Source organism: Mycobacterium sp. SMC-18 (genome assembly GCF_045310895.1).
Lineage (GTDB): Bacteria > Actinomycetota > Actinomycetes > Mycobacteriales > Mycobacteriaceae > Mycobacterium.
This window is the reverse complement of record NZ_JBJIAL010000012.1, coordinates 46,311-68,350: the sequence shown is the minus strand read 5'-3', so window position 1 is coordinate 68,350 and position 22,040 is coordinate 46,311. Positions and strand designations below refer to the sequence as shown.

At 69.0% G+C, this 22,040-nt stretch carries 16 protein-coding genes; 4 read left to right on the top strand and 12 right to left on the bottom strand.

Going from position 1 to position 22,040, the window contains the following annotated elements; translation table 11 throughout:
* Positions 1–94 precede the first annotated feature (94 nt).
* Genes era through ACJH6J_RS12995 form a run of 4 tightly spaced genes read right to left on the bottom strand, consistent with a single transcriptional unit; the run spans position 95 to position 3,941 of the window.
* The gene (gene era / locus ACJH6J_RS13010) at positions 95–1,009 is read right to left on the bottom strand and encodes a GTPase Era (RefSeq protein ID WP_212812244.1); all 915 of its coding nucleotides are present in this window, start codon (positions 1,007–1,009) and stop codon (positions 95–97) included.
* Positions 1,002–2,342, bottom strand: coding sequence for a hemolysin family protein (locus tag ACJH6J_RS13005; RefSeq protein ID WP_212812245.1), 1,341 nt, complete (start codon positions 2,340–2,342; stop codon positions 1,002–1,004). Before ACJH6J_RS13005 ends, era begins: the two co-directional genes overlap by 8 nt.
* Positions 2,339–2,875, bottom strand: coding sequence for an rRNA maturation RNase YbeY (gene ybeY, locus ACJH6J_RS13000; protein ID WP_020102089.1), 537 nt, complete (start codon positions 2,873–2,875; stop codon positions 2,339–2,341). Before ybeY ends, ACJH6J_RS13005 begins: the two co-directional genes overlap by 4 nt.
* Positions 2,876–2,879: 4 nt before the next feature.
* On the bottom strand, positions 2,880–3,941 hold the full coding sequence (locus tag ACJH6J_RS12995; protein WP_064982702.1) for a PhoH family protein: 1,062 nt from the start codon (positions 3,939–3,941) through the stop codon (positions 2,880–2,882).
* 639 nt (positions 3,942–4,580) lie between these two features.
* Here ACJH6J_RS12995 and ACJH6J_RS12990 point away from each other — a divergent pair.
* From ACJH6J_RS12990 to ACJH6J_RS12980, 3 genes are read left to right on the top strand one after another with little or no spacing between them, the layout of a single operon-like run.
* Positions 4,581–6,236: an EspA/EspE family type VII secretion system effector gene (locus tag ACJH6J_RS12990; protein ID WP_406804042.1), complete on the top strand. Its 1,656-nt coding sequence runs from the start codon at positions 4,581–4,583 to the stop codon at positions 6,234–6,236.
* A gap of 30 nt (positions 6,237–6,266) precedes the next feature.
* Positions 6,267–6,581 (top strand): ESX-1 secretion-associated protein, encoded by a 315-nt coding sequence (locus ACJH6J_RS12985; protein WP_064980653.1) that lies wholly within the window; start codon positions 6,267–6,269, stop codon positions 6,579–6,581.
* Between the two features lie 3 nt (positions 6,582–6,584).
* The gene (locus ACJH6J_RS12980) at positions 6,585–7,175 is read left to right on the top strand and encodes a hypothetical protein (RefSeq protein WP_318985308.1); all 591 of its coding nucleotides are present in this window, start codon (positions 6,585–6,587) and stop codon (positions 7,173–7,175) included.
* A 75-nt stretch (positions 7,176–7,250) separates the two neighbouring features.
* Here ACJH6J_RS12980 and ACJH6J_RS12975 read toward each other — a convergent pair whose 3' ends face one another.
* The 3 genes from ACJH6J_RS12975 to hrcA are packed head-to-tail and all read right to left on the bottom strand — an operon-like array spanning position 7,251 to position 10,246.
* Positions 7,251–8,006 (bottom strand): 16S rRNA (uracil(1498)-N(3))-methyltransferase, encoded by a 756-nt coding sequence (locus ACJH6J_RS12975; protein WP_318985309.1) that lies wholly within the window; start codon positions 8,004–8,006, stop codon positions 7,251–7,253.
* 15 nt (positions 8,007–8,021) lie between these two features.
* A complete protein-coding gene (gene dnaJ, locus ACJH6J_RS12970; RefSeq protein ID WP_212812250.1) occupies positions 8,022–9,173 on the bottom strand; it encodes a molecular chaperone DnaJ in 1,152 nt (383 codons plus the stop codon).
* 41 nt (positions 9,174–9,214) lie between these two features.
* Positions 9,215–10,246 carry a heat-inducible transcriptional repressor HrcA gene (gene hrcA / locus ACJH6J_RS12965; RefSeq protein ID WP_212812251.1) on the bottom strand — a complete coding sequence of 344 codons (1,032 nt, stop codon included), beginning with the start codon at positions 10,244–10,246 and terminating at the stop codon, positions 9,215–9,217.
* A gap of 190 nt (positions 10,247–10,436) precedes the next feature.
* Here hrcA and ACJH6J_RS12960 point away from each other — a divergent pair, with 190 nt between their 5' ends.
* Positions 10,437–10,766 (top strand): type II toxin-antitoxin system VapB family antitoxin, encoded by a 330-nt coding sequence (locus ACJH6J_RS12960; protein WP_064860908.1) that lies wholly within the window; start codon positions 10,437–10,439, stop codon positions 10,764–10,766.
* A 7-nt stretch (positions 10,767–10,773) separates the two neighbouring features.
* Here the strand turns inward: ACJH6J_RS12960 and ACJH6J_RS12955 are convergent, their stop codons facing one another.
* The 5 genes from ACJH6J_RS12955 to ACJH6J_RS12935 are packed head-to-tail and all read right to left on the bottom strand — an operon-like array spanning position 10,774 to position 22,040.
* Positions 10,774–11,061, bottom strand: coding sequence for a hypothetical protein (locus ACJH6J_RS12955; RefSeq protein ID WP_406804041.1), 288 nt, complete (start codon positions 11,059–11,061; stop codon positions 10,774–10,776).
* Between the two features lie 48 nt (positions 11,062–11,109).
* Positions 11,110–11,322 (bottom strand): MbtH family protein, encoded by a 213-nt coding sequence (locus ACJH6J_RS12950; RefSeq protein ID WP_406804040.1) that lies wholly within the window; start codon positions 11,320–11,322, stop codon positions 11,110–11,112.
* Positions 11,300–12,592, bottom strand: a complete 1,293-nt coding sequence (gene mbtG / locus ACJH6J_RS12945; protein WP_318985312.1) for an NADPH-dependent L-lysine N(6)-monooxygenase MbtG — start codon at positions 12,590–12,592, stop codon at positions 11,300–11,302. Before mbtG ends, ACJH6J_RS12950 begins: the two co-directional genes overlap by 23 nt.
* Positions 12,589–16,950 carry an amino acid adenylation domain-containing protein gene (locus ACJH6J_RS12940; RefSeq protein ID WP_318985313.1) on the bottom strand — a complete coding sequence of 1,454 codons (4,362 nt, stop codon included), beginning with the start codon at positions 16,948–16,950 and terminating at the stop codon, positions 12,589–12,591. The genes mbtG and ACJH6J_RS12940 overlap by 4 nt, the downstream gene beginning before the upstream one ends.
* The gene (locus tag ACJH6J_RS12935; RefSeq protein WP_318985314.1) at positions 16,947–22,040 is read right to left on the bottom strand and encodes a non-ribosomal peptide synthetase; all 5,094 of its coding nucleotides are present in this window, start codon (positions 22,038–22,040) and stop codon (positions 16,947–16,949) included. The genes ACJH6J_RS12940 and ACJH6J_RS12935 overlap by 4 nt, the downstream gene beginning before the upstream one ends.

Sequence of the window (22,040 nt, the reverse complement as noted above, 5' to 3'; positions counted from 1 at the left end):
CCGAGCACTATCGTCGCGCTCGCCGGCCGCGAGCGTGCGCGGACGGCACACCAAGACCCGCGTGTCGCGTACAGACACGGCCGCTCGCGGGTGATTAAAAGCCCAGCTTGCCAAGCTGTTTCGGGTCACGCTGCCAGTTCTTGGCGATCTTGACCCGCAGGTTCAGGTACACCTTGGTGCCGAGCAGCTTCTCGATCTGCGTCCGCGCCGCCGTCCCGACCTCACGCAAGCGGGAGCCGCCCTTGCCGATCACGATGCCCTTCTGGCTGTCGCGCTCGACGTAGATGATGGCGTGGATGTCGCACATCTCGCCCTGCTCGGGGGTGCGGCCTTCGCGCTCGGTGAACTCCTCGATGACCACCGCCAATGAGTGCGGCAGTTCGTCGCGGACGCCTTCCAGCGCGGCTTCGCGGATGAGCTCGGCGATGAGCACTTCCTCGGGTTCGTCGGTCAGTTCGCCGTCCGGGTAGAACGCCGGCCCCGGCGGCAGCTTGCCGGCCAGCACGTCGATCAGGACATCGACCTGTTCGCCGGCCACCGCGGACACCGGCACGATCTCGGCCTTGCCCTCGGTGAGCTCACTGACCGCCAGCAGCTGCGCGGCCACCTTGTCGCGCGGCACCTTGTCGGTCTTGGTAACGACCACCAGCAGCGTGGTTCGCGGTGCGACAGCACGGATCTGCTGGTAGATCCAGCGGTCGCCGGGCCCGATGGCCTCGTCCGCCGGGATGCACAGACAGATGATGTCGACCTCGGAATACGTGTCCTTGACCAGTTCGTTGAGCCGCTGGCCGAGCAGCGTGCGCGGCCGGTGCAGACCGGGCGTGTCCACCAGGATGATCTGGAAGTCCTCGCGGTGCACGATGCCGCGGATGGTGTGCCGCGTGGTCTGCGGGCGATTCGACGTGATCGCGACCTTGGTGCCGACGAGCGCGTTGGTCAGCGTCGACTTGCCGGTGTTCGGCCGGCCGACCAAACAGACGAAGCCGGAACGGAATTCGTCACTCATCGGGTTCTCCTTCTTCCACGTCATCAGTGCGTTCCGGCTCCACCGGCGTCACCAGGACGGTGCCGATCCGGACCCGGCCGCGATGGTCCCGGCCGCCCTCGGCCCGCAGCTGGAGGGTCGCCGGGTACTGCGATCGATGCGACGGGAACGACACCCGGACCTCGGCGCCCGGCAGCGGCACGCGCCCCAGTTCGTGCGCCAGGAGCCCGCCGACGGTGTCCACGTCCAGGTCGCCGTCGACCTCGAAGCCACACAGTTCGGCCAGGTCCTCCAGCGGTAGCCGCGCCGACACCCGAAACCGGTTGTCGCCCAGTTCTTCTACCGGCAGCACCTCGTCGGTGTCGTATTCGTCGGCGATCTCACCGACGATCTCCTCGAGCACGTCCTCGATGGACACCAGGCCGGCGATCGCGCCGTACTCGTCGACCAGCAACGCCATGTGGTTGCGGGTGCGCTGCATCTCGTTGAGCAGCTCGTCGAGCGGTTTGGAGTCCGGCATGAACACCGCGGGACGCATCACCGCGGCCACCTTGGTCTCGCGACCGCCGTTGGTGGAGTTGTAGGTCTGCTCCACAAGGTCTTTGAGATAGACGACGCCGACGACGTCGTCGACGTTCTCCCCGATCACCGGGATGCGGGAGTGTCCGCTGCGGACCGCCAGCGAGGTCGCCTGCCCGGCCGACTTGTCGCTCTCGATCCACACCATCTCGGTGCGGGGCACCATGACCTCGCGTGCCGGGGTGTCACCGAGTTCGAAGACGGACTTGATCATTCGCCGCTCTTCGGCGGCCACGACACCCCGCTGCTGCGCGAGGTCGACGACCTCGAGCAGTTCGATTTCCGAGGCGAAGGGTCCGTTGCGGAAACCCCGCCCCGGCGTCAGGGCGTTACCGATGAGCACCAGCAGCCGGCTGATCGGGGTCAGCAGCACCGCGATCACCTGCAGCGGAAGCGCCGACAGCAGCGAGATGGAGTACGCGTTCTGCCGCCCCACGGTGCGGGGGCCGACACCGATGGCGACGAAGCTGACGACAACCATGATGGCCGCGGCGGACACCAGGGCCCACCCGCGCGTCATCAGCTCGTCGAGGTAGTCGACCAGCAGGACGGTCGCCGAAGCCTCGCAGACAACCCGCAGCAGCACAACGAGATTGACGTACTGCGGCCGGTTCCGGACGATCTTGGCCAGCCGCACCGCACCGGGCCGCTCATCGCGGATCAGCTCGTCGACCCGCGCGATCGAGACGGTGTTGATGGCGGCATCGATCGCCGCGAACACCCCGCCGATCACGACGAGCACTATGGCGCCGATCAACGGCGTCAACCCGGTCACGGTTCGTCGAAGTACCGCGACTTGTCCAGCAGCCGGCGGTCTTTCTCGGTCTGCCGATCCTTGTGGTAGGCGTGCACCTGGTCGGCGACCCACTCCTCGAGCAGCTGACGCTGCAGGTCGAACATCTCTTTTTCCTCGTCCGGCTCGGCGTGGTCGTAGCCCAGCAGGTGCAGCACGCCGTGCACGGTCAACAGCGCCAGCTCATGCCCCAGTGAATGTCCGGCGGCCTCAGCCTGATTCGCGGCGAACTCGGGACACAGCACGATGTCCCCGAGCATCGACGGCCCGGGCTCGGGCGCATCCGGCCGGCCGCCGGGCTCGAGCTCGTCCATCGGGAAGCTCATCACGTCGGTGGGGCCCGGCAGGTCCATCCAGCGCATGTGCAGATCGGCCATGGCCGACTGGTCCACGAGGACCATCGAGAGTTCAGCGGCGGGGTTGACGTCCATCTTGGAGATGACGAACCGCGCGACGCTGATCAGCTCGTCTTCGGATACGTCGATTCCCGACTCGTTGGAAACCTCGACCGTCACTGCGTCACCGCCTCGTCCGGCCGGTGGCTCGACGGTGCGCGCGGTTGGCCAGACCGTGCTCGCTCACTTTGGCTTCCGCCGCTTCGTACGCGTCGACGATCTCCGAAACCAGCTTGTGGCGCACCACATCTGCACTCGTGAGCTCAGCGATGTGGATGTCGTCGATACCGTCCAGGACCTCGATGGCCGACCGCAGACCCGACTTCGATCCGCCGGGCAGATCGACCTGCGTGACGTCACCGGTGACGACGATCTTCGAACCGAAACCCAAGCGGGTCAGGAACATCTTCATCTGTTCGGCGGTCGTGTTCTGCGCCTCGTCGAGGATGATGAAGGCGTCGTTCAACGTACGGCCGCGCATGTATGCCAGCGGCGCGACCTCGATCACCCCGGCTGCCATCAGCTTCGGGATCATCTCGGCGTCCATCATGTCGTGCAGCGCGTCGTACAGCGGCCGCAGATACGGGTCTATCTTCTCGTTGAGCGTGCCCGGCAGGAAGCCGAGGCGCTCGCCCGCTTCGACGGCCGGACGCGTCAGGATGATCCGGCTGACCTGTTTGGTCTGTAAAGCGCTGACGGCCTTGGCCATTGCCAGGTAGGTCTTGCCGGTACCGGCGGGGCCGATGCCGAAGACGATGGTGTGGGCATCGATGGCGTCGACGTAGCGCTTCTGGTTGAGCGTCTTGGGACGGATGGTCTTGCCGCGGCGCGACAGGATGTCGAGCGTCAGCACCTGTGCCGGCGACTCGGCGTCGGCGCCGTCGAGCATGCCGACGCTGCGGCGCACGACGTCCGGGGTCAGTGTCTGCCCGCCGGCGGCAATCGTGATGAGCTCACTGACCACGCGCTCGGCCTTCGCCACGTCGGCGGGCGAGCCGGATATCGAGAGCGAATTGCCGCGGACGTGGATGTCGGCCGCGAGCAGGTTCTCGAGAGCTCGCAGATTCTCGTCGGCCGAGCCGAGCAGGCCCACGACAAGATCAGGCGGAACAGTGATGCTGCTTCGAACCGACGGGTCGAGCTCCGAGGAGCGCGACGCGGCGGCGTTCGTATCGCGGGGCGTCACGTGGTTTTCGATGCCTGCTTTCTGGTGTCGAGCTGAGGAGCACATTCTACCGCCGGGCCGAAGGCACGCCCAACGAGTTGGCTGGTCACGCAAGCCGCGGGCGGCACCTTTCGGTACCGCCCGCGGGTTGCGTAGTAGTTGGGTCGCCGATTACCGGCTCTGGTGGACGTTGGTGTCGACCTTGGGCGACTTGGCGCCCTGGTGCACGTCGTCCAGCCAGTTCAGGTGATCAACTCCCGTCGGCACCACAGTTGCCTACACCCCTGTCGGGGCCGGTCCGGTGGCGGCTACGGCGGGAACGGCGAACCCCATGGCACCGGCGGCCAATGCACCGGCGATAACTGCTGCAATTCCGAAATTCTTCATGGAGTGTTCCCTTCGCGTCTTCTGTCCGTCTTTGTCCCCTGGCGGCCCGAGCCGCTGTGACATCCATGTAAACAGGCAGGTCAAAGGATTAATTCCGCTGGCAGGAAATTAGTGTTTACTGGCAGGAATTGCTGTAACCCAGGCCACAGGATTGGCCCGAAAGGCCACGTCGCGGAGTTCGGAATTAGCGCATTGGAGGGGCGCCGGCCGCTGTTACGCTCGATTCACCGGCGAGGGTCCGCCGGGGCGATGAGGAATCGGGGAGGGTTCTGCATGGGTAGGGGTCGCGGTCATCACGGCGGTTCGCACAATTCGCCGAGCAACCGCCATCCGCGCCACGACGACGAGCCCACTGTGCGCATCCCCCGGCCGAACCACAACGACCGCAACGACCACAACCCGCGGCGCCACGACGATCACGACGGCAACTCGCACCGGCGTGACCACGACGGCGGTGACAGCCCGAGCCTCGGCGAGAAGATCAACGACATCCTCGACAAGGCCAACGACGTCCTGGACACCGCCTCGGACATCGCCGACAACGTCAAGAAGCTGATGGAAGGCGATCCGATGGGCGCCGTCGGGCTCATCAGCGATGCCGGCGACATCGCCAAGATGCTGATGCCCGCGGCCGCCGGCACGCCCATCATCGAGGGCGGCTTGTGGGCCCTGGACCTCGCGGGGCTCGGTTTCGGCATCGGCGATCCGGACACCGGGGAATCGTTCTCCGACGGCGCCGAACTCTTCCAGGCCGCCGGCGACGGACTCAGCAGCGCCTATCCGACCGTGTGGCAAGGCACGTCCTCCACGGCCTACTCCAACCGGAACGCCGAACAGATCGGCAGCGCCGAACAGCTGCTGCAGGCCGACAATTTCGTCGTGCAGATCCTGAGCGCCGAAGCCGAACAGGTCGACGCGGGCCGCCAGCAGATGGACAACATCGCCACCTGCCTGGGCGCGATGATCCCCGTCTGTCTGGCCCTGGAGGCGACGGTCATCGGCGCCCCCGAGTCGCTCGCGCTGCAGGCCGCATCCGTCGCCGTCGCCGCCGCGGCTTCGGCCGTGACGATGAACAACATGATGGCGCAGTCATCGAGCAACGCGGCGCAATTGAGCCAGGCGACGAGCATGTACCAGAGCGCCTCGCACGCTCCGCCACTGAGCACCATGCCGCCGCCCGCGAAGAAGCCGGGCGACGGACCCGATTTCGGCAATGCCGACCCGAACGCGCCGGGCAATCCCAACCAGCCCGGGCGGCCGGGAACGGGCACGCCGTCCGGTCCGCCCACGGGCAACCCGCCCGGCACCGGCAGCCCGACGGGCACCGGTGGCGGTTCAGGTTCCGGCGGCGGCTCAGGCTCCGGTGGCGGCTCAGGCTCCGGTGGCGGTTCGGGCGCCGGCGGCGGCACCCCGAGCATGCCGAAGATGCCCGAGGTACCCGAGATGCCGTCCGCCCCAGCGGCATCGGGTGCCGGCACCGGCGCCGGGTCCGGTATGGGCGGTATGCCGTCGCTGCCGCAGATGGGCGGCGGTGGCTCCGGCAGCGGAGGCGGCGGTCTCCTCGGCACCCTCGCCGGCCTGGCCGGCCAGGCGGCACAGACCGCGACGCAGGCGGCCCAGGCCGCCCAGCAGGGCAAGCAGGATCCGAACGCACAGGACCCCAACGCGCTCGGCGAAGACAAAGACGGCGACGGCAAGCCGGACGATCCGGCCGCCGACCCCAATGCCCAACCCGCGGAAGCGAATCCGCCGGGCGCGGCAGCCGGGACGGAGTCGCCCGCGGGACGGGCGCCCATCCAGGTGTCGTTCGACGACGGCGCGCACCACGTCGAGGTGGCCGTCGATCCCGACACCGCCAAAGGCCCCGTGCACGTGAGCCTGGACCCGTCGAATCCCACTGCGCCCCCGCGCATCACGACCGAAACCTAGTTTTTCCGGCTTTCCCGAAAGGAGCAACACATGGGCGGCAAGCTCACCGTGGAGACCTCAGAGTTGCAGGCGCTCTCCACCAAGCAGACCGATGCGGCCGCGACGTTCAGCGCCGCCGGCAACACCACGTCCTACGTCGAGGTCAAGGTGCTCGCGACCCACGGGCCGCTGTGCATGTCGACGCAATCGGCACTGAGTGCTGCGAACAACGCGCGCAAGGCCGCCTGCGAGCAGATGATGAACAAGTCGCGCAACCTGGCCTCGAACCTGAACAAGGCCGCGGCGCAATACGACCAGACGGATGCGCAGGAAGGTTCCAACCTCGGCAAGCAGATGCAGATCTGATCGATGTCAGACCATTCTTGGGACGACCACGACGACGACGAGCATCTCGCCGAACCCGAGAGCTCGCTCGACTACTTCACCACCGACGGCAGTGACGACCCGGACCCGGGCGATTCGGGTCTCGACCACCTGGTGACGTCGGATCACGAGACGTACGACGACGAGACGGCGGGCTCCTATGCGGACGCCATGGCGCCCAATGTCGGTGGCGCGGTGGACGACGCCGACGACGAAACGCCGGACGACGACGCACCCCGGGTGGTGGTGTTCGCGGTCTCCGACCCCGCAGGAAACGTCACGGCCGAGGCGTCCATCGCCGGGTCGATCCAGCGGATCAAGCTGGCGCCCAAGGCGGCCTCGATGCCCGAGGCCGAACTTGCCCGCAACATCCTGGCGACCGCGAAGCTCGCGAACATGAAGGGCCGTGCGGTGCAACGGGCACTCATCGAAGGCGTCCTCGCGGCCGAAGGGCTCGACGAAGAGCGCGTCGAGACCATCATCGAGATGAACGCGCCCGACCTGCCGACACCGCGACAGGCCGACGACGCGGTCGCCGAGGCAGAGGCGGCATACCTGCGCGGTGAGCATCGCTAGCCGGCCGGCGACACCTGCCCGAACATGGTTGGGCGGCTGAGAGGTTCGGCTGCCCTTGACCGGCCGCGCTGAGTTCTAGACCTGCCAGCGCGGCGTCAGCACACCCAGCGCACCCAAGGCAACCGCGGCCGCAGTCGACGTGCGCAACACCGACGGCCCCAGCCGAACGGCAACGGCGCCGGCGCCCACCAACGCCGCCACCTCGCCGTCGGTGATGCCGCCTTCCGGACCCACGATCAGCGTCACCGCCTCGGTGGCTGCCGAAACCACCTCGCGCAGGGGAACTTCCGCGGATTCGTGCAACACGAGCGTGACGTGACCCGTCCCGTCGCTTCCCTCGCCGATCGACGCGACCAGCTCAGCCGTCGACACCGGGCCACTGACCGAAGGTACGTACGGGCGACGGGACTGCCGCGCCGCCGACCGGGCCACCGCACTCCAGCGCCGTAAACCCTTCTCCACCTTGGCCGTACCGTCCCAGCGCGCGACGCAGCGCTCGGACTGCCACGCGACGAACGCGTCGGCACCGGCCTCGGTGGCCAATTCGATGGCCAGCTCGGAGCGTTCGGACTTGGGCAGGGCCTGCACCACCGTCACCGCCGGCACCGCGGCCGGGACGTCGGTGATCGACAGCACCCGTGCTGTCAACCGGCCCTTCACGGCGTCTTCGATGACGCAGTGCGCCAGCGCCCCGGCACCGTCGGACAGGTCGAGTTCCTCGCCCGGACGGATGCGTCGCACCGTCGCCGCGTGGAAGCCCTCGTCGCCGTCGACGACGGCGAGACCGCCGACCTCCGGTACCGCGTCGACGTAGAACAGCGCCCGGCTCACCAATAGCCCCGAAGGCTAACGGCCACTGAAGGTTTCGCGCAGGCGGCTGAACAGGCCGCCCCCGCCGCCGGCGACGGCCTGCGTCGAGCGCACCTCGGTGACGTCGCGGGACCGCTGCTCCTTGAACTTGCGCAGCAGTTCGAGGTCACGGTTGTCGAGCCGCGTCGGCACCACGACGTCGATGTGCGCGTGCAGGTTGCCGCGGACCCCGGACCGCAGGTGCGGCATACCGTGGCCGCGCAGCGTGGTGATCGAACCGGGCTGGGTACCCGGCGCGATGGTGATCTCGGTGGGCCCATCGAGGATGGCGTCGACGGTGACGGTGGTGCCCAGCGCGGCGTCGACCATCGGCACCGAGACGGTGCAGTGCAGGTCGTCGCCGTCGCGCAGGAACAGTTCATGAGGCTGCTCGTGGACCTCGACGTACAGGTCGCCGGCGGGGCCACCGCCCGGGCCGACCTCGCCCTGCGCCGCCAGGCGCACCCGCATGCCCTCACCGACGCCGGCCGGAATCTTCACGCTGACGTCGCGCCGTGCGCGCACCCGGCCGTCGCCGCCGCAGCGGTGACACGGGTCGGGGATGACCTCGCCGACACCACCGCACACCGGGCAGGGCCGCGATGTCATGACGTTCCCGAGCAGCGAGCGCTGGACCGTCTGGACCTCACCCTGGCCGTGGCAGGTATCACAGCGGGCGGGCTGCGAATTGCCGTGCGTGCCCTTGCCCTGGCACAGGTCGCACAGCACCGCGGTGTCGACGGTGACCTGCTTGGTGACGCCCGTCGCGCACTCCTCGAGGTTCAGCCGCAGGCGCAGCAGCGAGTCCGAGCCCGGGCGCACCCGGCCGATCGGACCGCGCGCGGACGCGCCGCCACCGAAGAAGGCCTCGAACACGTCGCCGAGGCCTCCGAAACCGGCGAAGCCACCGGCACCGCCGCCACCGCCGCCGCTCTCCATGGGATCACCGCCGAGGTCGACGATGCGCCGCTTCTCCGGGTCGCTGAGGACCTCGTACGCGGTGCTGATCTCGGCGAACCGCTGCTGTGCACCCTCGTCGGGATTGACGTCGGGGTGCAGCTCCCGGGCCAGCCTGCGGTAGGCCTTCTTGATCTCCGAGTCGCTGGCGCCCTTGCTCACGCCGAGCAGGCCGTAGTAATCGCGTGCCACGCCTAAGAACCTTGCCTAATCTCTCGAACTGCTGGGCACCCTCACCGGGTGCCCAGTACCTCGCCTATGTACCGGGCGACAGCCGCGACGTTGGCGATGGTGCCCGGATAGTCCATCCGGGTGGGGCCCACCACGCCCATGCCGCCGTAAACCTTGCCCAAACTGCCGTAGGCGGTGCTCACGACGGACGTCCCAGCCATCTGCTCGGCCTCGGTTTCGTGGCCGATGCGTACCGTGACTTTACCTGCCTCCTGTTGGGCGGCCAGCAACCGCAGGACCACGACCTGCTCCTCCAGCGCCTCCAGCACCGACCGCAGGGACCCGCCGAAATCGGCGGTGTTGCGCGTCAGGTTGGCGGTGCCGCCGAGCAACAGCCGCTCCTCCTGGTGCTCGACCAGCGTCTCGACCAAGACCGTCGCCGCGCGGCCCACCGCGTCGCCCAGGCCGCCGTGACCGTCCATCTGCGATGCCAGGTCGGCCACCGCGACCGACGCGGCCGACAACAGCTTGCCTTCCAGGGCCGCGCCGAGCCGCTCCCGCAGCTGCGACAGCTCGTGCTCACCGATGGCGTCGCCGAGCTCGACGACGCGCTGGTCGACGCGTCCGGTATCGGTGATGACCACCAGCAACAGCCGGGCCGGGGTGAGCGCCACGACCTCGAGGTGGCGCACCGTGGAGCGCGACAGGGTGGGGTACTGCACGATGGCGACCTGCCGGGTGAGCTGCGCGAGCAGGCGCACCGCGCGGCGCAACACGTCGTCCAGGTCGACGCCGGATTCGAGGAAACTCAGGATGGCCCGGCGCTCGCTGGACGACAGCGGCTTGACGTCGTCGATCCGGTCGACGAACTCGCGATAGCCCTTCTCGGTGGGCACCCGGCCCGAGCTGGTGTGTGGCTGCGTGATGTAGCCCTCCGCCTCCAGCACAGCCATGTCGTTGCGCACCGTGGCGCTCGAAACGCCGAGGTTGTGGCGCTCGACAAGCGTCTTGGAGCCGATGGGCTCCTTCGTGGAGACGAAGTCGGCAACGATGGCACGCAGCACTTCAAAGCGACGGTCGTCGGCACTACCCATTCGTCACCTCCAGTTTCACCGCCATTTTACGGTGACGATGGATTCGGGCGGTCGACAGACGTCATTCGGCAGCATCTGGTGGTCGGATGCCTCGGCAAACGCCGAGTCGACCCGCTAGGGTCACCTGTATGCCGACGCTGTCACCGCGGACCCGCTCGGCTCACGGGGAGCTTTGCAGAGTGATCTACTCATGATTTTCAAAGGGGTACGCGACGGAAAGCCCTACCCGGAGCATGGGCTGAGCTACCGCGAATGGGCCCAGATTCCGCCGCGCCAGTTGCGTCTCGACGAAATCGTCACCACGACGACGGTGCTCGCCCTGGACCGGCTGCTGTCCGAGGATTCGACGTTCTACGGCGATCTGTTCCCGCATGCCGTGCGCTGGCAGGGCACCATTTACCTGGAGGACGGCCTGCACCGTGCGGTGCGGTCGGCGTTGCGGAACCGGGTGGTGCTGCACGCCCGGGTGTACGACATGGATGTGCCGCTGTCGCAGCAGCTTTCGCCGGCCGGCGAATGAGCGTGCGCTAGCGCAGGTACGTGCCGACCAGCACTACGAGCACCAGCGCGACGAGCCCGATGCCCAGGCACATCAGCGCTGTGACGACGCGGCTGCGGGCGTCGCCACCCAGCCGGTAGGTGCCACGGAACAACGTGGCCATCGCGATGCTCGCGGCGTGCCAGCCCGCGGAGTTGCCATTGGTCTTCGGCTCGGGCGGTTGCTGCTGGTAGCCGTAGGGCTGCGGGTAGGCCGGTGGTGCGGGATACGGCCCCGGCGGCGGCCGCTGCGGATATCGCGGATCCGGATACGTCATTGCTGCACTCCCCCTGGTCAGCTCTGGCTTCCGCGACTTTACCCGGGCTCAGCCGACCAGGGACTCCCGCAGCGTCTTCGGCCGGATGTCGGTCCAGGTCTCTTCGACGTAGGCCAGGCAGTCGGCGCGCGTGCTCTCACCGAACACGACCCGCCAGCCGGCGGGCACGTCAACGAAGACCGGCCACAGGCTGTGCTGCTCTTCGTCGTTGATCAGGACGTAGAACGCGCCGCTGTCGTCATCGAACGGATTGCTGCTCATCGCTTCTCCTCACGGATGGTGTGGCATATTCGGCCCCCAGCACGCGGTCGCTGAGCAGACCGAGGCAGCTGAGGTTGGGGAATCCGGGGCCCTGCGTGAGCCAGGACAGGCTGGGCAGGAACAACTTCGGTGTGACGCCGCTGACGGCGAGGTCGTAGCCGATGGACCGCTGTAGGGAGTCGGCCGACAGCGGCGCACCGATACCGAGCTCCAGCACGTCCAACGCGTCCTGGCTCAACAGCGGCGCGAACCACATCGAATCGGCGCCGGAACCGTCGATCACCAGATCGAAGCCGTGCACCGTCTCCAGGCAGCCGGAGTCGCGTTCGGTCTGCAGGGTCAACCGGATCCGGTCTTCGCGGGGCACGGCATGGGCGACGCGGCCGCGCAGGTGCCGGATGCGGTCGTCGGCCAGCAGTGAGTCCTGGACGCGGGCGGAGAACACGCCACGGTCGGTGCGGGCCATGGCATCTCGGCGCTCGGAGATGCTGAGCCCGGCCCAGCCCGTGGGGTCGGAGAACAGGGTGTTCTCGAAGTAGCCCTCGCCGCGGGTGAACAGCGTGACGCCCGGGGAGATCACCGTGATGGTCGAAACCCGGTGCGAAAACAGCTCATCGAGCATGGTGGCGGCGGTTTCGCCACCACCGATGACGGCGACCCGCTCGGCATTGATGCGCTCGTCCTGGGCGACGCGGTGCCAGAACTGAGCGATCGACAGCACCCGCGGATGCCCCGGCAGGATGGACCGCTCGGCCTGTCCCGGACCGGTGATCATCACGCCATCGGCGCGCACCTGCTGATCGCGGCAGTGCAGCACCCACTGGTCGCCGTCGACCGACAGCTGCGTGACCTCACCCGTGACCACCTGCATGGCAACGCTTTCCGCGACCCACGCCAGGTACTGGCTCCAGCGCCGGTGGGTGGGTGCGGGCCGGCCGCGGTCGATCCACTCGGCGAACTGTCCCGTCGAGATCAGGTACGACTGCCAGCTGTGCCGCATCATGCGTTCGTCGAGCTCGACGTTGCGGCGCGGCACGAGCGCCGACCGGTACGGGAAGCCGACGTCCTTTTCCGGGCCGGTGCCCAGCCGGTGCCGGCCGTCGGTCCAGCCGCCTGCGGCCTGCCAGTTGGCGCCGACGCCCAGGCGCTCCACCGCGATGACGTCGGGCGCGTCCACGCCCATGGCCCGCAGCTCGGCGGCCTTGGCGGCCACGGCGACCGCCTTGGCGCCGGCGCCGATGACGGCCAGGGTATTTCGGGTGTCGGTCATTTCATCACTTCCCTGAGCTGCGATTCCCACAGCTGTTGCAATTCGGCAATGTCGTCTGCGCTGAAAATGTCTGGCACCGTGCGCCATTGGACACCGAGCGCCGCGGTGCCGTCATGGTCGATGATTCCCGCCAGGAGGGTCAGGTCGTGGTGCACCGCGTAGTTCGGTTCGGGCACCGGTGACGCACCGGCCAGGAGCGCACCGTCGAGCTGCAGTGCGGCCCCACTCGCCCCGAGGTGTACCCGGCCCAGGTAGTTCAGCAGCACTTGTGGTTCGGGGTAGGCCGCCAACCGCTCCGCGGTGTCCGCGCGCAGATACCGCAGCAGCCCGAAGTCGATGCCGTGGCCGGGGACCGCGGCGATCTCGGCGCTGACCTGTTGTGGCGCTTCGGAACTGATGCGCACCGGGTAGATGGCGCTGAACAGTCCGACGGTGTCGCCGGTGTCTACCTCGTCACCGGCGACCACGGTGTCCGCGCGGCCATGGGTCTCCAGCGCCACCAGCGGCGCCGGGGTGTCCTGGCCGCGACGCTGCCGCCACCGGGTGATGGTGCGCGCGGTCGCCGCGGCCAGCAGATCGGTGACCGGTTGGCCGGCGCCCAGTACGCGCGCCGTCAGGTCGGTGTCGAGGATCGACATGGCGACCACCACGTCTGCGGCACAGTCGGTCTCGGGCTGCACGCGGCGACGGCCGAGCGCGGGATCCGGGCCGGCGACCTGTGCCTCCCAGAAGTCCACGGTGTCGAGGTGCTGCGCCCGTTCGGCGACCAGCCGTGACCAGGCCCGGTAGCTGGTGTGCTCGCGGATGACTGCGGGCCGGGCACCGGAGGCCAGCGCGTGCCAGCCATTCTCCAACTCGCCGAGCACGATTCGCCAGGATGCCGGGTCGACAGCCAGCACGTGAGCACTGAGGACCAGCACCTTGCCGCTGGACTTGGTGTTCAGCAGCACCGCCTGCAGCAGGCGCCCCTGCTCGGGATCGAGTCGTTCGACCGCGAGATCGGTCTGCTCGGCCACCGCGGCCACGACGTCACCGTCGACGGTGACCTCGGACAGGACGTCGTCCACCGGATGGTCGACCAGGGTCATGGTGGCCCGGTCCAAGCGGCTGCGCAGGGCGGGGTGCGCGGCAATGACGCTGTGCAGCAACGTGGTCAGGTGCTCGGCGGTGATGGCATCCGGTAGCCGCACCGCCTGGGTCTGGGCCAGGCGGCGGCCGTCGCCGTACTGATACAGCCAATGCACGTTGGGCAGCACGGGTACCGGGCCCGCCTCCTCGACCGCCGTGGCGGCCAATTCGTTCTCGGCGTCCAGTTCGTCGGCCAGTTCGCGAATGCTGCTGCAGTCCAGCATCATCCGCGCGCGCAGCGCCAGGCCGCGGCGGCGCGCGGCCTGGACCACCGACAGCGCGACGATGCTGTCGAGCCCCAGATCCAGGAAATCGGCGGTGACGTCGAGTCCGGCCGGGTCGGCCACCTCCAGCACGTCGGCGAACAACTCGGCCACGGCCAGTTCGGTCGCGGTGGCCGGCGCTGCCGCCTGCCCGGTGCCGGCGGCGGCATCGATCGCGGCCAATGCCGCGTCGTCCACTTTGCCGTTGACCGTCAGCGGAATCTCGTCCACGGCGATGATGTGGTGCGGCACCAGGTATCTGGGCAGCCGGGACGCCAGCATGCGCCGCAACTCGGTGGCCCCTGCCGCCCCGGCGACGTACGCGACCAGCCGCGGCCCGCTGCCGTGCCGCCGGACGGTGACGTGCGCCTGCCGCACACCCGGGTGCGCGTGCAGGACCGCGGCGACCTCACCGGGTTCCACCCGGAACCCGCGAATCTTCACCTGATCGTCCGACCGCCCCTGGAATTGCAGGCCACCGGTGCCGGGATCGCGGCGCACCACGTCGCCGGTGCGGTACATCCGCGCGCCGGCGACGAACGGGTCGGCGACGAATCGCGCGGCGGTCTCGGCGGCGCGGCCCAGATAGCCGCGCGTGAGCTGTCCACCGGCCAGGTAGAGCTCACCGGTGACACCGTCCGGCACCGGGCGCAGCCAGGCGTCGAGGACGTAGGCGCGCGTCGCAGTGGTCGGGTGCCCGATCGAGGGGGTGTCGTGCTCGGTGAATGCGGCCACGACGGCTTCGACCGTGGTTTCGGTTGGGCCGTAACAGTTGTAGGCCGACATGCCGGTGCGGTCGCACTCGTTGCGGATGGCCGCCCACGCGTTCGGGTCGACGGCTTCACCGCCCAGCGCCAGCGCGGTCAGCGGCACCGTCGTCAGGAGGCCTTCGGCCTGCAGCTGCGTGAACATCGACGGTGTCGTGTCGATCAGGTCGACGCCGTACTGCCCGATGGTCGCCACCAGTGCCTCGGCATCACGCTGCACCTCGTCGCCGACGATGTGCAGACCGTGGCCGTCCAGCAGCGCGGCCAGCGGCTGCCAGGCCGCGTCGAACGTGAACGACCAGGCGTGCGCAACCCGAAGTGGCCGACCGGCTTTCGCCACCGCGGGCCGCAGCACCCGGGCGGCATGGTCTGCAGCATAGGCCAGCACCGCGTCATGGGTACCGATGACGCCCTTGGGCTTGCCGGTGGTACCCGACGTGAACACGATGTAGGCGCCCTGTCCGGGATGTGTTGGCAGCGGCGTGAATTCACCGGCCGGGTGGTTGCCCGCGGCCGCCAGCAGGGCGTCGTCCACGACCACCGACGCATTGGTCTGGCCGAGGATCTCCTCGATCCGGTCGGCGGGCATCGACGGATCCAGCGGCACGATCAACCCACCGGCCTTGAGCACGCCGAGCATCGCCACCACGTAGTCGGGTCCCCGGCGCAGCAGCACCGGCACCGGCGTCTCGGTCTCGACGCCGCGGCGCCGCAGTTCGGTGGCGACGCGGTCGGACGCCTCGTCGAGACCGCGGAAGGTCAGCGCGCCGCCGTCATAGCTCAGTGCCACCGAACCCGGCTTGCTGCGCGCGGTAGTGGTGAACTTCTCGTGGATGCCACCGGTTTCGGTGCTGGCGGGATGTGCTGCCACGGTGGGCGCGTTGAGATGGATACCGACGTCGCGCAACGGTCGGTCCCAGCCGTCGACGAGGCGCTGCATCACCGCGAGCACCTGCCGGCCGAGGCTCTCCGGTGGCACGAGTCCGGTGGCACCGTCTTTCGTCTCGACCAGGATGGTCAGTTCGCCTTCCGTCAGGTGCGCCGCGACGGTGACCGGGAAATGCGCCAGGCTCTGCAGAGCCCGGGGCCGGAATGTGGCTCCGCGGACGTCGAATTCGCCACCGCCGACGAGGCCGCCCGGCGGGAAGTTCTCATAGACCAGGAGGCTGTCGAACAGTTCGCCCACACCGCCGAGCGAGCGCAGCTCGGTGTGCGACAGGTAGCTGTGCTCGCGCAGCTCGGCGGCGTCCCGCTGCAGGGCCAGGCACTGCTCGCCGACGCGGCGCAGCGGGTCCAGGCGAACTCGCAGCGGCACGGTGTTGATGAAGAGACCGACCATGGTCTCGACGCCGGCGAGCTCGCCCGGCCGGCCCGAGACCGTGACGCCGAAGACAACGTCGCGGCGGTCGGTGAGCACCGACAGGATTGCCGCCCAGGCCATCTGGGTGAGGGTGTTGAGTGTGACACCGCGGGCCCGCACGGCCTCGACCAGACGGTGCGTCTCGTCGCGGGGTGCCTTGATCTCGGTGGTGTGCGGCAGGTCGTCGCCGAGTTCACCGGAGCCGAGGGCCGGAGCCAGCATCGTGGGGCCGTCGAGCCCGGCCAGGTGCTGCCGCCACAGCCCGCGGCTGGTCTCCGGGTCACGGGCCGCGAGCCAGCCGATGTAGTCGCGGTACGGGCGTGGCGCGGCAGGCAGCACGGAGATGTCGCCGCCGGCGGCATACAGCGCGAGCAGTTCACCGACGAACAACGGCAGCGACCACCCGTCGATGACGATGTGGTGCGCGACGACCGCGAAACGCCAACGCTGCTGCGGCATTTCGATGAGCAGGAACCGGATCGCCGGGCCGCGCTCCAGGCTGAAGGGCCGGCGCCGTTCCTGCGCTTCGAGGTCGTCGGCGGCATCGGGCGACGCTGCGGTCAGCTGCCGCCACGGCAGGTCGACCGCACTCGGGATCACCTGCACCGTGCGGGCTCCGGCCTGCACGAAGCTGGCCCGCAGGTTGGGGTGACGCACCAGCAGTGCGGCCGCGCAGTCCCGTAGCAGCGCCGCATCCACGTCGCCGTCGATGTCGGCGGACATCGCGATCAGATACGGGTCGTCCGCCTGATCGAGTTGCGCCATCGAGTACAGCCCCTGCTGCAGCGGGCTGAGCGCCAGGACGTCCTCGATGACCGGCGCCGGCTGCACCGTTGTCACTGCGGCTCCTGCGGTGCGTTCCACGATGACGCGAACGATGCGGTCAGCTCGGCGAGTTCGTCGGCCGACAGGCCCGAGACCGTCATCGGCGCGTGTTCGCGGTCCTCACCTGGTGCCCCTTGGGTTTCCGCCGACGACCGGGCGTCGATCGCCGCGGCCAGCTCGTGCACCGTCGGGTACTCGAAGACCATGCGGGCCGTCAGCTTCATGCCCGCGTCGCGGCCCCGCGCCGCCAGCTGGACCGCCTTGATGCTGTCGCCGCCGAGGCTGAAATAGTCGTCGCCCCGGCCGATCTCGCCTTCGGCGTCGAGCACCTCGGTCAGCAGGGTGATGAGGGCGCGTTCGGTGTCGGTACGCGCGGGCTCTGCCACCGCCGACCCGGTGCGCACGGCGCGCAACTGGACGGCCTCGATGCGCTCGAGCCGTCCGTCGGCCAGCCACCTGCCGCGTTCGCCGGTGGGTGCCGAATCCTGGTAGATGTCGCCCACCACGCCGACGCCCACGGGCTGCTGCCACTCATCGAGCACCTGCATGCCGTCTTTGCCTCGGACGGCTTCGTCGACCCGCAGGTCCCGCAGCCGCTGATCGGCGTTCTCGGCGATGCCCGTGATCACCCGGACCAACCGGTCGGCGAGCCGCTGCGCGGTCTCCGCCGTGTACAGATCGGTGCGGTAGATCAGGTGGCCACGGTAACTGTCCTGGGTGGCAAAGAAATTCACCGACAGGTCCGCGTGCGCCACGTCGAACGTCGGCTCGAGTGCGGTGAACGTGGTGTCGCCGTCGGCCCGGGAATCGATGACGTGATCGGTGGGCAGGTCCTCGCGTACGTGTACGACGACACCGAACAGCGGGTTGCGTGACAGCGACCGCGCCGGGCTCACCGCGTCGACGACGTGATCGAACGGCAGGTCCTGGTGCGCGTAGGCGGCCAGTGCGGTGTCTCGGGACCGGACCAGAATCTCGCGCAGCGTCGGATCCCCGCTCAGGTCGTTGCGCAGGACCAGGATGTTGATGAAGAAGCCGACCAGTGCGTCGAGTTCGGCCTCGGTACGCCCGGCCACCGGGGTGCCGAGCGGAATGTCCAGCCCCTCACCCGATTTCGCGAGCGCCACCGCCACCGCGGACTGCAGCAGCATGAAGTCGGTGATACCGAGTTCGCGGGTCAGCGCGGTCAGCTTGGTCCGCACCTCGGGGTCGACGACGAACGGCACCGACGCACCCTCGCCCGAGAGCACCGGCGGCCGCGTGAAGTCGGGACGCAGACCCGGGTCGGCGGGCGGTTCGGCCAGCTGGCTGCGCCAGTAGTCCCGTTGCGCGGCAAGTGTTCCCGACTCGTCGGCCAGCAGGGTGGCCTGCCAGGCCGCGTAATCCGAGTACTGCACCGGCAGCGGCGCGAACTCGGGTGCCCGCTGTTCGAGGCGCGCCCGGTAGGCGGTGACCAGGTCGGTGAACAGCACGCCGGCCGACCAGTGGTCGGCGGCGATGTGGTGCACCATGATCGACAACACGTGCTGCCCGGGGATGGACAGCACCGCAGCCCGGATCGGCCACTGTGCTTCCAGGTCGAACACGTAGCGACGTTCCGCGTCGAGTTCGGCCTGCAGCCACTCCTCGTCGGCGCCGCGCGCGCGGCGCACCGGCAGCGGCGCCGGGTCGTTCACGACCTGGTATGGCACGCCGTCGATTTCGGTGTACGTGGTGCGCAGCACCTCGTGCCGCTCGACCAGGTCACCGAGCGCCGCGACGAAGGCGTCGACGTCGCATGGTCCGGTGATCCGGGCCGCGAACGGGATGTTGTTGACCGGTCCAGGACCGTCGATGCGGTACTGGAACCATTGGCGCAGCTGCGATGCCGACATCTGGCGCGGGCCGGTGTGCTCGATGGCGAGCAGCGGCGGCCGGTTGCGCGGCGCGCCCGTGTCGACCCGCGCGGCGATCTCGGCCACGGTGCCCAACTCGAACACCTCACGCACCCCGATGTCGGCGTTGCACCGCGCCCGGATCGCCGCGACCAGCTTGGTGGCCAGCAGCGAGTGTCCGCCGAGTTCGAAGAAGGAGTCGTCGGCACCGACCTGCTCGACGCCGAGCAGGTCGGCGAACAGCTCGGCAACCTTCCACTCGGTGTCGGTCGTCAGTTCCCGGAATGCGGTGCGGGACTGGATGTCCGGATCAGGCAGCGCGCGGCGGTCGATCTTGCCGTGCGCGGTGATCGGGATTTCGTCGAGCACGACGTACCCGGCCGGCACCATGTACTCGGGCAGTGCTGCCGCCACCCGCGCCTTGATCCGTGGCACGTCGACCGAATCCAGGTCACCGCGCTCGGCCGGGGTGAGATAGCCGACGAGGCTCTTGCCCAGCCCGGGAAGATCGCTCGCCACGACGACCGCCTGGCCGACGCTGGGATCCACCGCGATGGCGGCGGCGATCTCACCGAGTTCGATGCGGAAGCCGCGGATCTTGACCTGCTCGTCGGCGCGGCCGACGAACTCGATGTCACCGTCGGCATTGAGCCGGGCCAGGTCGCCGGACCGGTACAGCCGACCACCCGGGGTGAACGGATCGGCGACGAAACGCTCGGCGGTCAGGCCGGGGCGCTGGTGGTAACCATGCGCGACATGGGTTCCGCCGATGTAGATCTCGCCGATGACGCCGACCGGGACGGGGCGCAACGCGTCGTCCAGCAGGTGCATCTGCGTGTTGATCTTCGGCTTGCCGATCGGCACGATGCGCGTGCCCTGCTTGCCCTCGACGCGGTACCGGCTGGCGTTGATGACCGTCTCGGTCGGCCCGTAGAAGTTGTGCAGCAGCGCGTCGAACGTGGCGTGGAACTTGTCGGCCACCTCGCCCGGCAGCGCTTCGCCGCCGATCGGCACGCGCTTGAGGCTGCGCCATTCGTTGACGCCGGGCAGGGACAGGAACAGCCCCAGCAGCGAGGGCACGAAGTGCATCGAGGTGATGCCTTCGGTGCGCAGCAGTTCGGTCAGGTACCCGATGTCGTTGAGGCCGCCCGGGCGCGGAATGACCAGGCGCGCACCGCAGGCCAGCATGCCGAACACCTCGGCGATGGACACGTCGAAGCTCGGCGAGGCCACCTGCAGCAGGCGTTCGTCGGCGTCGATCTGGTACTCGTCGACGAACCACACGAAGTACTCGGCGACCGGACGGTGCGGCACCGGCACGCCCTTGGGCAGCCCTGTCGAACCCGACGTGTAGATCAGGTAGGCGGTGTTGGCCGCCGTGAGCGGCCGAATCCGATCGGCATCGGTCGGGTTGTCGTCCCGCAGGCCGTCGAGGTCGGTGATCGGCTGACGGATGACCAGTTTCGGGTCACCGTCGCTCAGGATGAACGACAGCCGGTCCTCGGGATAGGTCGGGTCTACCGGCAGGTACACACCGCCGGCCTTGACGATGGCCAGCGCCGTGATCACCAGCTCGGGCGACTTCTCCAGCAGCACCGCGACGCGGTCCTCGGTACCGATGCCCTGCCCGATCAGCCAGTGTGCCAACCGGTTCGCCTCGGCGTTGAGCTCGCGGTAGGTGTAGTACCGGCCCTCGTACGCGACGGCGACCGCGTCCGGGGTGCGTTCGGCCTGGGCTTCGATCAGCGCGGCCAGCGTCGTGTCCGGGGTGCTGAACTGCTCGCCGGTGGCCATCCGGCGCAGCCAGTCGGCGTCGTGCTCGTCCATCAGGTCCAGCTCGGCGAGGGCCCGGCCCGGGTCGGCCAGCGCGGATTCCAGCAGCACCACGTAGTGCCGCAGCATCTGGTCGGCCAGTGTGGCGTCGAGGATCTCGGTCAGGTACTCCGCCTCGACGATTGCCCCGGCGTCGTCGAATTCCACCATGAAACCCAGCGGCAACTGGGTCTGGTGACCCCGGTACTCGGCCCGGCGGCAGGTGATTCCGGAGGGGCAGAAGCCCCGGCCGTCGGCCTCGCGGGCGCCGAAGGAGACCCGGGCCAACCGCTCCACACCGTGGCGGCGGTCCGGGTTCAGCTCGCGCACTACGCGATCGAGGTTGATCTGCTGATGGGCGAAGGCCCCGTGGGTGGTGTCCTTGGCATGGCTGACGAACTCCCCGAAGCTCTGCCGGGCGTCGGGGCGCAGCCGCAGCGCCACGGTGTTGCCGTAGTACCCCAGCGCCTCCTCGGTGCCACCGCTGCGGTTGAGGACCGGCGTGGCGACCAGGACGTCGTCGGCGTGGGTGTAGCGGTGCAGCAAGGTCCCGAACGCCGCCAGCAGCACGGTGTAGGGGGTGGAGCCGGTCTGGCGCGCCAGCTCGGAAATCCGGGCCACGGTGTCGGCGTCGATGCGCCGGATGACCCGCTGCGAGCGGTGACCGGTCGGCACGAGGGAGCCGTGCGCACCCGGAAGTTCCAGGGGCTCAGGTGGATCGGCGAGCACCGAACGCCAGTACTCGAGTTCCTCGGTGTGGTCGTCGGCGGGCACCGCGGCCGGAATCACCTCGGCCAGCTGCTCGCCCTCGTACGCGCGCGTGAGATCGGCGAAGAAGACCTGCCACGAGGCGTCGTCCCAGGCGATGTGGTGTGCGGTGAGCAGCATGACGTGCTCGTCGGTCCCCGTACGGATCAGGCTGATCCGCAAGGGTGATTCGGTGTCGAGCTGGAACGGCGTGCCGAACTCCCGCTGTGCCAGCACTTCGAGCCGCAGGGCGCGCGACGATTCGGAGAGGTCGCTGAGGTCGTGTGTGCTCCAGCCGGGCGCCAGTTCGTCGTGGACCGTCAGCCCGGGTTCGCCCGTCGCATCGGCCCGGTACGTGGTGCGCAGGACCGGGTGGCGGCGGGCCACCGCGTTCACCGCGTCCCGCAGACGCTCGTGGTCCAGCGCACCGGTGATCGCAAAGGACACACAGACATTGAGCAGTGCGCCGGCAGGGTCGGCGGTCTGCACGAACCACATCCGGCGCTGGCCGTCGGACAGCACCGGCACGACGGGGGCGCCATCGCTCGACTGCGTGCCGTTCTGGGACTGCAGGCCGCGCTCGGCCAGCTTGCGCCGCAACAGCTCCAGGCGCGCGTCGTCTGCCCCGTTTGCTCCTCGCGTGCGCAGTGCCCCGATGTCGGTCTCGGTCAC